The sequence below is a fragment of the Mucilaginibacter sp. cycad4 genome, assembly GCF_034263275.1.
GTDB lineage: Bacteria > Bacteroidota > Bacteroidia > Sphingobacteriales > Sphingobacteriaceae > Mucilaginibacter.
Window position 1 is genome coordinate 2549237 of record NZ_CP139559.1, and the last position, 13110, is coordinate 2562346.

Annotated in this window: 15 protein-coding genes; all 15 read left to right on the plus strand. The window is 44.7% G+C overall.

What is annotated here, in order from left to right:
- Positions 1 to 205: 205 nt before the first annotated feature.
- Positions 206 to 1066, plus strand: a complete 861-nt coding sequence (locus tag SNE26_RS10185; protein ID WP_321559255.1) for an RteC domain-containing protein — start codon at positions 206 to 208, stop codon at positions 1064 to 1066.
- A 170-nt stretch (positions 1067 to 1236) separates the two neighbouring features.
- Complete coding sequence (locus tag SNE26_RS10190; RefSeq protein ID WP_321559256.1) at positions 1237 to 1848, plus strand: hypothetical protein; 612 nt, start codon at positions 1237 to 1239, stop codon at positions 1846 to 1848.
- A gap of 123 nt (positions 1849 to 1971) precedes the next feature.
- Complete coding sequence (locus SNE26_RS10195; protein ID WP_321560028.1) at positions 1972 to 2250, plus strand: DUF4134 domain-containing protein; 279 nt, start codon at positions 1972 to 1974, stop codon at positions 2248 to 2250.
- 11 nt (positions 2251 to 2261) lie between these two features.
- Positions 2262 to 2591, plus strand: coding sequence for a DUF4133 domain-containing protein (locus SNE26_RS10200; RefSeq protein ID WP_321559257.1), 330 nt, complete (start codon positions 2262 to 2264; stop codon positions 2589 to 2591).
- Positions 2581 to 5043 (plus strand): TraG family conjugative transposon ATPase, encoded by a 2463-nt coding sequence (locus SNE26_RS10205; RefSeq protein ID WP_321559258.1) that lies wholly within the window; start codon positions 2581 to 2583, stop codon positions 5041 to 5043. The genes SNE26_RS10200 and SNE26_RS10205 overlap by 11 nt, the downstream gene beginning before the upstream one ends.
- A 5-nt stretch (positions 5044 to 5048) precedes the next feature.
- Positions 5049 to 5426: a hypothetical protein gene (locus tag SNE26_RS10210; RefSeq protein WP_321559259.1), complete on the plus strand. Its 378-nt coding sequence runs from the start codon at positions 5049 to 5051 to the stop codon at positions 5424 to 5426.
- A gap of 202 nt (positions 5427 to 5628) precedes the next feature.
- Complete coding sequence (locus SNE26_RS10215; RefSeq protein ID WP_321559260.1) at positions 5629 to 6297, plus strand: conjugal transfer protein TraI; 669 nt, start codon at positions 5629 to 5631, stop codon at positions 6295 to 6297.
- Complete coding sequence (locus SNE26_RS10220; RefSeq protein ID WP_321559261.1) at positions 6284 to 6931, plus strand: hypothetical protein; 648 nt, start codon at positions 6284 to 6286, stop codon at positions 6929 to 6931. Before SNE26_RS10215 ends, SNE26_RS10220 begins: the two co-directional genes overlap by 14 nt.
- Positions 6918 to 7565: a TerB family tellurite resistance protein gene (locus tag SNE26_RS10225; RefSeq protein ID WP_321559262.1), complete on the plus strand. Its 648-nt coding sequence runs from the start codon at positions 6918 to 6920 to the stop codon at positions 7563 to 7565. The genes SNE26_RS10220 and SNE26_RS10225 overlap by 14 nt, the downstream gene beginning before the upstream one ends.
- A complete protein-coding gene (gene traJ / locus SNE26_RS10230) occupies positions 7562 to 8755 on the plus strand; it encodes a conjugative transposon protein TraJ (protein ID WP_321559263.1) in 1194 nt (397 codons plus the stop codon). Before SNE26_RS10225 ends, traJ begins: the two co-directional genes overlap by 4 nt.
- A gap of 25 nt (positions 8756 to 8780) precedes the next feature.
- Positions 8781 to 9404 (plus strand): conjugative transposon protein TraK, encoded by a 624-nt coding sequence (gene traK, locus SNE26_RS10235; protein ID WP_321559264.1) that lies wholly within the window; start codon positions 8781 to 8783, stop codon positions 9402 to 9404.
- Positions 9401 to 9619, plus strand: coding sequence for a hypothetical protein (locus SNE26_RS10240; protein WP_321559265.1), 219 nt, complete (start codon positions 9401 to 9403; stop codon positions 9617 to 9619). Before traK ends, SNE26_RS10240 begins: the two co-directional genes overlap by 4 nt.
- Positions 9620 to 9674: 55 nt before the next feature.
- Complete coding sequence (gene traM / locus SNE26_RS10245; protein ID WP_321559266.1) at positions 9675 to 10748, plus strand: conjugative transposon protein TraM; 1074 nt, start codon at positions 9675 to 9677, stop codon at positions 10746 to 10748.
- A gap of 5 nt (positions 10749 to 10753) precedes the next feature.
- On the plus strand, positions 10754 to 11815 hold the full coding sequence (locus SNE26_RS10250) for a hypothetical protein (protein ID WP_321559267.1): 1062 nt from the start codon (positions 10754 to 10756) through the stop codon (positions 11813 to 11815).
- Positions 11816 to 11847: 32 nt separating this feature from the next.
- Complete coding sequence (locus SNE26_RS10255) at positions 11848 to 13107, plus strand: hypothetical protein (RefSeq protein ID WP_321559268.1); 1260 nt, start codon at positions 11848 to 11850, stop codon at positions 13105 to 13107.
- Positions 13108 to 13110: the final 3 nt, after the last annotated feature.

The window sequence follows — 13110 nt, forward strand, 5'->3', positions numbered from 1 at the left end:
CCATTTGTCATTAAACCTACCCCTATTTAAGTAGCTGATTAGTAAATCTGATTATTGATTTGCCAGGAGTTCTAAAATAATTTTGGCCATAGTATTATTGAACCTTTAATATCTAAACTATGGAAAAATACTACGCATCTCCTGCCACAGTGAAAGTTATTGCCAGTGAACAGGCTCAGCAGGATTTATTTAAATTTTTCTAATTATGTTAAAAGAACAAATTGCCCGGTTGCAAATGCAGTTGGCGCAGGATTTGGGACAATTGTCATTCCAGACCAATGAACCACTGGAAAGGTTGACCCGTGCGTTAAAGCTTATCCGCCTGTCACTTAATAAACTGAAAGAAGATATCGAAAAACACCCTTTTAAAGATGCGCGGGAGCAAATTGATTTCTTTAAGTATGTTAAGCCCTCATTCTATCAATGGCAGATCTATTACACCGAACTCTATACCATTGAAACCGGGTTTCCGTTAGGAGATACCGAAAAGCAAAACACCTATTTTGCCCAGGAACTGAATTATATTGAACGCTTCTTTCAGCAGTATGCTTTCTTATATCAATACTTTAAACTGGATGCCAATGAATTGGATAACCTCTACTTTATACGCGGTGAAGATATTCAAAGCGTACTTCTCCCCAATGTACCTGATGTAAACCCCGACTTTGCGACCAGCGGCGATTACCTCTTTTCAAAATTCATGGCTTTTGAAAAACTGAAAAGCTGGCTAATTGAAAGAATTTTGTATCTCAAAGGCAATCCCGGTAATCCGTTGCAAATCGGTAGTGAACCCGATGATCTCAAATGGACAGGTGATACGATCAATCTGGCCGAAATAGGCATCGGTATTTATCAAACCAAGCAGATGAATAACGGCACCGCCACACTTAGCCAGATCTTCCGCTGGTTGGAAGAAAAGCTACAGGTAAAGATCGGTATCCCATCCAAAAGGCTGTCGGAATTGCGCCGCAGGAAAAGGCTCAGCCGGACGCAGTACCTCGATGAGATGAAGGAAAACATCATTCAAAAATTAGATAAGGAGGACGAATTTAATCCAACAAGGTAAATTATAACTATGCCTGCTTAAAATTGGTACTTTTAAAAACATTGATTAATAAGGAGTTATAATTTATTTCAGGGATATCCCTCATAGCCACAAATCCCGGTTTGCAGTCTTTGAAAATTTGCTTTTGAAAATCCTGCCGCAATGAAGCGGCAGGAAAAAAGCAAATCATTATGTTATTACAACATTTCACCTGGCAGCAATTTTTGGTTGCCGCAACCATTCTGACCGCCGTCTGGTATGTCGCCGTTATCCTGATCTTTTACAGGAAGAAATTACAGGATATTCTGAACGGAAAAGGTCAGCAAAGTGCACCGGTCGAACGATTAAGGCATGCATGGGAAGATGATTATGAGGACGAGCCGGAACCGGAGGCGGACGATCTTATTGGTGAATCCGTGCTGCCGGAAGGCATGTCAAAGGTCAGTATGAGCATGTTCAGTTTTGCGCCACGTGTGGACGAGCCGGAAAGTGAAGCAGAAAGTGTGGACGGAGAAACAAGCCAGCATTTTACGGAAGTTTCGGAAGCTGCACCCAAAGATGACGAAAGCCGTGAGCGGCAACAAAAGTTGGTGCCTGATGCTATCGAAGAATTGAAGACGATCTTCCATATTCTCGATAGAGACAAAGGCGGCAAAGAAGACTTTATTTCGCTCTTTGGTCTGGTTAAGAACAAATATGCTGCACTTCGTGACACACCAAATGCGCGTGCTTTGAACGAGTTCATCCGCGAAAACGTCCTTTTCCCTATATCAGACGAAGAATTAATTAACCTCTGGAATTAACCCCTAAAATTTAAACTCATGAAATCATTGATCAATGCCGCCGGAAGCTACTTCAAAAACTGGATAGAGGCTTACCGCAGCTTACCAGCCGAAAAAAGACGCATTGCGCTAACCAAGACCCTCATGTTTGCGTGCGCCATGTTAACCATCAATTACTGTTTTGCGCAGGATGGTAATTCGGGCATCAATTCAGCGACCACACAGGTAAAAAGCTACTTTGACAGCGGCTGTAACCTGATGTATGCTATCGGTGCTGTTGTCGGTATCATAGGCGCTATCAAAGTATTCAACAAATGGAACGCAGGCGAACCGGATACCAACAAGGTTGCAGCGGCGTGGTTCGGGTCGTGTGTGTTCCTGGTTGTGGTCGCTACGGTACTCAAATCATTCTTTGGCTTATAAATAAAAAAACAATGTCAGTTTATCAAATCAATAAAGGGGTGTCAAAACCAATAGTTTTCAAGGGCTTGAAAGCTCAATATATCGCCTACCTGGCTATCGGCCTTGTGGTATTGCTCATCGGGTTCGCTATCCTATATATTTGCGGATTAAGCCTTTGGATCATTCTTCCCCTGATCGTCGGTTTGGGTTCTGCATTGTTCTTCAGCGTTTTCCGCCTAAGCCATAAGTTCGGTGAGCATGGCCTGTCCAAGCACTTTGCCAAGCGCCAGTTACCCGAGTGCCTAATTTTTCGCTCACGGCAGGTATTCATCCAATTAAAAACAGAACATCATGGGAATTGATATAGAAAAAATTTTGCCGCTGACCAAAGTGGAGAACGGCACCATCTTATCCGCGCACGGCGACATCACGGTAGGTTATCAGGTCATCTTGCCGGAGATATTTACGCTATCAGACCGCGATTACGAAGCTTATCATCAGGCTTGGGTTAAAGCAATCCGCCTGCTTCCGCAAGGCAGCATCTTTCACAAACAGGATTGGTTTATGGAAAGCAACTTCAAGGCCAACTTTGAAAAGGCAGGTAAAAGTTTCCTTTCACGTTCAAGCGAACGTTTCTTTAATGAACGCGAATGCCTGGAGCACCATTGCTACGTGTTCCTGACACAAAAGCCAAAGGACCGAAAGTTAGGCTCATCAGCTTACAGTAACCTGCTCCGTAAGAGCATCGTACCACAGCAAACCATCAGTCCGGTACTGTTCAAAGATTTTCTGGATTGCGCGGGCCAATTCGAGCGGATACTTAAAGACAGTGGTTTCGCGACGTTAACCCGCTTAACCGATGATGATCTGGCAGGCACAATGGAAAAAGCAGGCATGATCGAACGCTATTGCTTTCTGTCAACGCCTGATAAGCAGCCGCTTATTCAGGACATACATATCAAGGATGAGATCAGGATAGGCGCGAACCATTGTGAGCTTTATACCTTATCGGATGTGGAAGACCTACCGGCCTTATGCGGAAGCCGTATCAATTATGACAAGTACAGCACCGACCGTACCAAATTCAGTATCGGCTTCGCTTCACCATTGGGCCAACTACTGAATTGCAACCACATTCTCAACCAATACATATTCATCGAGGATAGTCAAAAAACCATCAAGCGTTTGGAAGCAAAAAAGCTTCGGTTACAATCGTTATCCGGTTATTCCCGCGAGAACGCCATTAGCCGGGGTGCGGTCAACGACTTTTTGAACGAGGCCATCGGCCAGCAGCGCTTACCTGTTAAAGCTCATTTCAACGTATTGGCATGGTCGGACGATGCGGGTAAACTTAAAGATATCAAAAATTTAGTAAGCTCGGCAATGGCGCAGATGGATGCAACCGCAAAAAAAGAGACGGACGGCGCGCCGCAAATATGGTTCGCGGGCTTGCCCGGTAATGAAGCGGACTTTCCTATGAATGAAACGTTCGATACATTCGTCGAACAAGCCACCTGCTTTTTTAACCTCGAAACCAACTACCGTGACAGCGTTAGCCCGTTCGGTATTCGTTTAGGCGATCGCTTAACCGGAAAGCCGGTGCATGTGGATATCAGCGACGAGCCAATGCGGTTAGGCTGGACAACCAATCGCTCGAAGTTTACTATAGGTCCGTCAGGTTCGGGTAAGAGTTTTTGGACAAATCATCTGTTACGTTCCTATTTTGAACAGGGTGCCCACATCGTCGTCATGGATATCGGTCACAGCTACCGGGGCCTTTGCGAATTGGCTGGCGGCTACTATTTCACTTATTCGGAACAAAACCCAATCAAGTTTAACCCGTTCCATCTTGCCGATGGTGATACGCTGGACACCGAGAAAAAAGAAAGCATTAAAACGTTATTGCTGGCACTCTGGAAAAAAGACGATGAGCCTTACCGCAGGTCGGAGTACGTAGCGATCTCCAACGCCTTGACCGGCTATTACAAGCACCTGGAGCAATTCCCTGATATTTTTCCATGCTTTAATACGTTCTATGAATACCTTATGGAAGAATACATGCAGGTGTTAGAGGACGGCAAGGTTAAAGAACGTGATTTCGATATTGCCAACTTTTTGTATGTGCTAAATCCGTATTACCGGGGCGGTGAGTTTGATTACTTACTGAATGCGACCGAGAATCTTGACCTGCTCCACGAGCGCTTCATAGTGTTCGAAATTGATGCGCTGAAAGACCATCCTATTTTGTTTCCAGTATGCGTTTTGGTGATCATGTCAATGATTATCAATAAGATGAGGAAGTTACCCGGCATACGTAAAGTGGTGTTGATAGAGGAATGCTGGAAAGCTATTGCTAAAGAGGGAATGGCAGAATACATTAGGTATTTGTACAAGACGATGCGTAAGTTTTACGGTGAACCGATCGTTGTAACTCAGGAGGTCGAAGATATTATCAGCAGTCCCGTTGTCAAACAAGCGATCATTAACAATAGTGATTGCAAAATATTGCTTGATCAAAGTAAATATCAGAACAAGTTCGATGCCATACAGGAACTGTTAGGATTGACTGAAAAAGAAAAGGCGATGATCCTATCTATGAACAAGTCGAATGATCCGCGTCGTAAATATAAAGAGGTATTTATATCGTTGGGCCAATATGCTAAGGTCTATCGTACCGAGGTAAGTTTGGAAGAATATCTGGCCTACACGACCGAGGAAAGCGAAAAGGTCAAAGTACATCAATATGCGGCCAAATACGGCAGCATTCAAAAAGGAATTGCTATGCTGGCAATGGATATGAGAACTAAAAACTAAAGCTAATGAAAACAACAGTTAAGATCATGGCAGTTTGTTTACTGACCGTAAGCGCCTGCCACAATGCGACCAAAGGGAAACAGAATTTTATTCCTGGCACCTATGTAGACAGTACGCAGACAGAGTATGGTAAAGCGATGGATACTTTGGTTATCAAGCATCTCGATGGGCCAAATTACCAAATTGACAGCAGAGCCACTAAACAGGCCATTCGTGACGGCAAAGTTTTACCCGCGCATCATGAAAGCAACAAACGTGGAGCCACTTGGGACACCCAAAAAGAACAGTTAATTGAAATTGTTTCCGGCAGGGTTTATACGTTCCAGCCGTATAAACACACGATGATGCTTAACAATAACCGCGTTCTTCAAAAGATCAATTGATGAAAACATGGCATAAGCTTCAATATTGAAACTTATGCCATTAAAATCTTAACTGTATAACGGCCAGCAGCATTCCAACCATTAATTAACCCGATTTATTAACTAATACAAATTCACCCATTTCTATGGGTAAGGGGGGCTTATGCTAATTCCTAAAGGAATCCTATATGCCATTAAAAAAATTAAAGCTATGAAAAAGTACATGGTCATACTCCCTTTGTCGGCGGTCACGGTTTTTGTGGCCTTGCCGAAAGGAGCTGATGCACAGATCGTGGTCGGGCAGGTAATCAGCGAGACGGTAGGTCGGGTGATCCGGGCCATCGACCTGCAAGTACAGCGCATGCAGAACCAAACGATCTGGCTTCAGAACGCGCAAAAGGCGCTCGAAAATCAATTATCTAAACTAAAGCTAAATGAGATCAGCGACTGGTCACAAAAGCAAAAAGACTTATACAGCAACTATTACAATGAACTTTGGGAAGTCAAATCCGTGATCGCTTATTACGAGCGTATCAAGGACATGACCGAAAAGCAAGCCAGCCTGGTCAGCCAGTATGAGCACGCTTGGGGCCTGCTTAAAACGGACAAACACTTTTCTGCTGATGAACTCAATTACATGCAATCTGTCTACTCCGGCATCTTACAGGAAAGCGTCAAAAATCTGGACGAGATCTTAGTGGTTATCAATTCCTTTAAAACGCAGATGACCGATGCGAAAAGGCTGGAATTGGTAAACAAAGCAGGCGACCGTATCGATAGCAATTGCAGCGATCTGAAACGGTTCAGCAACCAAAATTACATTCTTAGTCTGCAAAGGGCTAAGGATGAAAACGAAGTGACCACTTTAAAACGCTACTATGGGATCGACTAAATTAAAAGCTCTGGCTATTGGAGTATTTCTTTCGCTGATGTGTTTCCAGCAAGGTTTCGCTCAGACATTTGCGGAGTGGTTTTCTCAAAAGAAAACGCAGATCAAATACCTCAACGAACAGATCACAGCCTTACTTCAGTATGGCAGCTACGTCCGTCAGGGTTATCAAATTTCCCAAAACGGATTAGGTAGCATAGGAGGTTGGGTAAAAGGCGAGTTTGATTTGCATTCAGCGTATTACACATCCTTGAAAAAAGTTAATCCGCAGTTCAAAGGCAGTGCGAAAGCAGATAGCATCATCAGCTATGCTGGTAAAATTCCGCTGCGTTTTGACCACCTGAACGGCTTAAGCAATTTGGATGCGGACAGCAGGGCGTATGTCGGTCAGGTTAAAGCTGCCGTGCTTGATGGATGCAACAAGGACATCAGTGAATTACAGACGGTCATCAACGACGGTCAGGCGCAAATGACTGATGATGAACGAATCAAGCGCCTTGACGGTATCTACAGCCGGATGAAAGATAAGTACGCATTTACCATTTATTTCTGTAGCCAGGTCAGGTTGCTGCTTTTACAAAGAGATCAGGAACTTAAAGACATTAACACATTAAGACAGCAGTATGGAATCAATTAAAAAAATTTGGATTGGCGCATGCTTTTTGGTGATCTTAACCTTAAGCTTCGAGCGTTCGCAAGCCCAGATATCTACCGGGCAGGATATGCAGCAATTATTATTGGATATCGAAAAGTTAACGCAGTTCAAAACCATCCTTTCAGACATGGAACAAGGCTATACCATTCTGACGCAGGGTTATCAGCAGGTAAAGGATCTATCCCAAGGCAACTTCAACCTGCATTCGGTTTTCCTCGATGCACTATTACAAGTCAATCCCGAAGTGGCCAAATATGCACGGGTCGCAGATATCATAGCTGATGAGGTTAACATTCTTTCGGAATACAAAAAAGCCTACAGCCGGTTCCAAAACAGCGGCGTGTTCAACGCCGACGAATTAGGTTATCTGGCTAACGTATATGCGAAATTGACGAGCGCGGCACTGAATGATGTGAACGACTTAGCTACGGTCATTACCGCATCCAAATTACGCATGAGTGATGACGAAAGATTGTCGGCCATTGACCGCATTTATGCTTCAAGCAGTGATAAACTCACCTTTCTGCGAACGTTCAACCGGAAAACGAGCGTATTGGTGCTGCAACGACAGCAGGAACAAAACGAGGTAAACAACTTAAAGTCCCTGTACCCATGAAAAAGTATCTTTTTACAGGCTCCGTCCTGCTGATAGTCAGCGGGATAACGACGAGGGTTCAGGCGCAGGATATTACCAGCAGTCTGAAAGGTATGCAGCCGGTATTGAACAACGTTTACGATCAGATGATACCCATGTGCAGCAACCTGATCGACGCGGCACGGGGTATTGCAGGATTTGCCGCATTGTGGTATATCGCGTCCCGCGTTTGGCGGCAGATCGCACAGGCGGAACCGTTAGACTTTTATCCATTGTTGCGCCCGTTTACTTTAGGTATGGCTATCATGCTGTTTCCGATGGTCATATCGCTGATGAACGGCATCATGCAACCCATTGTTTCAGCCACCGGCTCAATGGTCAATAATTCAGATAATAGCATCGCTTTATTGCTAAAGCAAAAGGAAGATGCGATTAAGCACAGCAGTTCTTATCAGATGTATGTTGGCGACGATGGCGAGGGCAACAGGGCCGAGTGGTATAAATACACGCATCCGGGCGAGACGGACAAGGATGAGGGCACTTTTGAATCTATCGGCAATGATATTAAGTTCTGGATGGACAAGCAAGCCTACAATTTCAAGAACAATATCAAGCAATGGATGAGTGAGATTTTGCAGGTATTGTATGCGGCTGCCATTCTTTGTATCAATACCATACGCACATTTTATCTCATTGTGCTGGCGATTTTGGGGCCGCTCGTATTCGGGTTTGCCGTGTTCGACGGTCTGCATCACAGTTTGCAACAATGGATAGCGCGGTATATCAATGTGTTTTTGTGGCTGCCTATCGCCAATATTTTTGGCAGCATCATCGGGCAGGTTCAACTGCAAATGATCAAGCTGGATATTTCGCAGATACAAAGCTCCGGCGATACCTTTTTCTCGTCTACGGATACCGCTTATTTGATATTTCTCTGTATCGGCATCGTCGGCTATTTCTCGGTGCCAAGCGTGGCGAACTATGTTATCCATGCCCACGGTCAGAATGGCTTCCTTAGTAAAGTGACCCAAGTCAGCACAACTGTAGCGACCAATACGATGGCGACCGCTTCGTCAGCCGGTACGGCTTTGGGTGACCGCATGGAGCGAGGCGCGGCCAATATCATCAATGCGCCGGGGAACATTATGGAGGGTTATCGCAGTGCAGGTAATGAACATCAAAAAGACAGGCTCTCCGGCAAGCAAACTTAACATTCATCAGAAAGGAGATTAAACTATGTTCCAGCAATTTAAAAATATTGATACCGCTTTTAGGCATATCAAGTTGTTCAGCTACCTGCTCATTGCAGCCTGTGTCGCCATGACCTGTTTTGCCATATTCAAGAGCTATCAAAGTTCAGACAACTTCAAAAATCATATTTATGTTTTGGCCAACGGTAAAGCATTAGAGGCTATCGCATCGGACAGGAAAGACAACATCCCGGTTGAATGCCATGATCACGTCAAGGTGTTTCATGAGGACTTCTTTAACCTTGACCCTGACGATAAGCAGATACAGATCAGCATCAATAAGGCATTATACCTGGCTGATGGCAGTGCGAAAACTGCTTATGATAACTTGAAAGAATCGGGTTATTATAACAACCTGATCTCGGGGAATATCAGTCAGCAGATCACGGTAGATAGTATAAGATTGGATATGAACCAATACCCGTATGGTTTTACCTGCTATGCGACCGAAAAGTTAGTAAGAAGCACGTCAACAACCACCAGAAGTTTGGTAACCCAAGGTTTCTTACGCAACGTCAGCCGTAGCGATAATAATCCCCATGGCTTTCTGATCGAGCGTTGGGAGACACTGGAAAATAAGGACGAACAAGTTAAGAACACGCAGCCATGAAACTATTTAGGAAAAATAAACGCAGCCTGATCGATCAGGGGGCGTTAAGCAAATTGGGTATTACCCTTGATCAAAGGCAAAAAAAATTGGCCGATTATCTCGGTCGCCGTACGCAGTATTGGAACCGCAATGCAAAAATAACTGCGCTGGCCATCTTTAGCCTTTTGTTCGGCGGCGCATTCTTACTGCTGATACTTCACGCAGTTCTTCATTAAATCAAAGCCAGTCTATAGTTAACAAACAGATTATAAACAAAAAAACATTTTAATCATGACACCACAAGAAGAAAGAAAAAGGAAATTATGGTTGTTCCTGCCGCTTTTGGTGCTGCCGTTCCTCGCTTTAGGTTTCTATGCATTGGGCGGCGGCAAAGGTACAACTGCCGACCACTCGGCAGCAACTGCTAAAGGTATCAATACGGATTTACCGGGTGCGAAACTGCAAGCAGATAAGTCAACGGATAAATTGAGCCTGATGGACAGGGCCAAACGGGACAGTGCCTCGGAACGGTCACATTCCGCAGCCGGGGCGTTCGCGGCATTGGGTTGGGACACGAGCCGGTTCAGTTCAACTGCTACAACTGCAAAAACGGCATCAAACAATGAGGCACAGATTAAAGACCGTTTAGTGCAGATCAACAAGCAGATCAATCAGCCGGTGCCCATCAACAAAATACCAGCCAACGATTATAACGCAAATACCAAATCCGCTGACCTCGAAAGATTGGAAAGGCTTTTAAAACAAAAGCAGCAGGCTAATGAGCCCGACGCGCAGATGCAGCAACTTAGCGGCATGCTGGATAAAATCATGCAGATACAAAACCCATCGTTGGCCAAATCAAAGGACAAGAAGCCGGAGAACGTCAAACCGGACAGTGCCTTTAAAGCGATCCCTGCCATCATCGATGGTAACCAAAAAGTACCGCCCGGAGGCGTTGTCAAATTGCGATTGAAAGACAGTATTACCATCAATGGTATACATTATCTGAAAGGACAGGAACTGTCAGGCCAGTGCGCAGTGACCAACCAGCGGCTGTTGCTCGATATCAAAAATATCCGTCTTGGTACTACCATCGTCCCGGTAAATCTGTCCGTCTTTTCACTCGATGGCCTACAGGGCATCAACGCGCCTGAAGCGGAACTGGCTGGTGCTGCCGGAGATGGCGCAAATGGCGCACTCGAAAATATGCAATTCCTTTCCGCCGACTACAGCCTGACGACACAGGCGGCAACAGCGGGAATTTCTGCCGCCAAAAGTTTGCTCGGCAAAAAGGTGAAAAAAATTAAGGTGAAGTTGAAAGGCGGTGAAACCGTCCTGCTTCGAAATAATCAGGATAAACATTAGCGCAAATGGAAAATCGGATAAACAGGGCTGAACAACTTTGGCAGGCTTGGATGGAGAAGCAGGGGCAATTAGAAAAACTAATCGGAACAGGCACGGACAGCATCCGGGAATTAGAAAAGACACAATATGATTTTTTTCGTACCGGCTTGTACCGCATATCAGCCCAGCCGCAAGAACATGAAAAGTTGCATTTGCAGGCCATAGCCTTAATTAGCAGAAAGCTGCAAAAAAAGCTTTATCCCAATCCGGTGATCAGGTTGCTGCACAGGGCTAAGGCACGCTTATTTGATAAGCCCAAACACTTACGTGAGTTTGAAACGCAAAAGGTTGAGGGGCTGATATTACTTAATCAGCAATTCAAAAAGTTAGGACTGGCATCGTATAGCGGAAAACTGGACAAATTTCTCGACTACGAGAGTAGCCTGGTTACCATTCCGATGACTACCCAACTACCCGACAAAAGCACACTTGACATAGATGTTAAGCTGGCAAGGGACAAGAGCGGCATTTACCTATTTAATGGGTTCGGTGCAGCGATGACGAAGCCGGGTGAGATGCCTGTAAAACAGTTTTTTGAGGTGGGCGCTTCGATCAATGCAATGGAAGCCGCCAATCTTTTAGCTGGCAGGGCGGTGAAAAAAGAATTTGAATTGGTAGACGGCACAAGGTCGCAGAAATGGCTGCAACTCGACTTTCAGCAACAACAAAGTCCCGGCAGTTTCAAAATGCTTGAATATCATGATGATTTCCCTTTAGAGAAAAATCTTACTGAACTAATGGACAAGGTTGTTTTTGAGGGGTTGAAAGTAAAAGAAGCGCTGAAAGGTTTGGAGCAAGGCCATCAAATCAGTATTGGTTTACGCAATGGGCAATATGATAATGTACTTCTTCAGGCGAATCCGGCTGATTTATCTATTTCAATATCGGATAAATCGGGCCAACCGCTCTCTATGGAATCTTTGGCAAAAAAAGAACCTGATGCAGCACATCAAATCGAACGCTCCTTGAGCCTGGTACGAACCGAACGAATAGAAACACAACAAGACCGGTCGCTTGGAATAGGGTAATCTGAATTTTATAGAACCTAAAATTCAAGCTAATGGAATTTACAACGAAACACGCTGAAAGCATTATTAATATGCTGCAAGAAGCCCAGGATGTGGGAATGACACATGCTGTGATCGAATGGCATCCGTCTGAAATGGAGATCAGGCCGAATGATATCGAACTCTATGACGACCATGAGGAGGCATTGGACAATTTTGAAATGAGAGCAGGCTTAGGCTTGCCGTTCGATACTGACCATCCGGTTTATTGTATGTCTATTGATAGAATGATTTCAGTATTTGAAGAAGCGAATAATTTAAAAGAACAAGTTATGAACAGGAACAATTGGGAAAACATTCAGGACGAAATGAAGCAGCTTCGTTTTAGTCCGCAGACTATTGAGGAAACGCGCCAAAAGATGGAAAAAGGTGTTTCGGACTTTATCGCGCATGACCAGATCAAAGGTAACAAAGGACTGGTCGATGTTTCTGCGCATTTCAAAAAATCGGGCCAGTCGGAGAATTACTATCTCGGTAAATTTGAGGTGGCGCTTAATACCGGGAAGGCATTGGAAGAAGGCCAAAAGTATTTTGTGATTTCTCCAAACGAGCAGCAGCCAGGCAAGAACATCAGCAGGTCGTTCGAGAACGTGAGCGAGGGTATCAATTATTTTAAATCGCAAACGGGTGATAGCAAGCTCGCAGCAGGTAAAGATGCCGCACATGCCCGTGATCTGGCCACCATGAATGCAGGAAAGATCGATTATGTTGAAAAAGGTTTTGCCAACACCTTCCGCACACCAGCCTTGACGCAAACTTTCTTTGTTGACCGAGGCAGGGGCTTTACCGTCGAACAGGCGGCAAATTTGATACAGGGGCGCTCTGTATTCCGCGACGATCTTTTGAATTTCGGCGGCAACCCTTATGCCGCATGGGTGAAGTTGGATTTTGATACGCCAAAAGACAAGTATCAGAACTATACGACCAAACAATACCATGTCCCGAGCTATGGTTTTACCATCAAGGAGGCGCTGGAAAAGTATAACATTAAAGAACTGTCTGACCCAGAAAAAGCTGAAAAATTGATCAAATCGGTTGAGAATGGCAATCGCCCGCTGGTCACCACCGTTAAAGACGGCCAAAACGTCAAACTATATATGGAAACCTCTCCACGCTACCGTCAACTGAATTTCTTTCAGGAGAATGGCAGGATCGAGAAACGTGAGCAGTTCTTGAAAGAACCGCAGCAAGACCAAAAACTGTCCTTTAGCAAAGGCCAGGGCAAAGAGCAGGAACAAGGCATGGCCGTTTAAAAA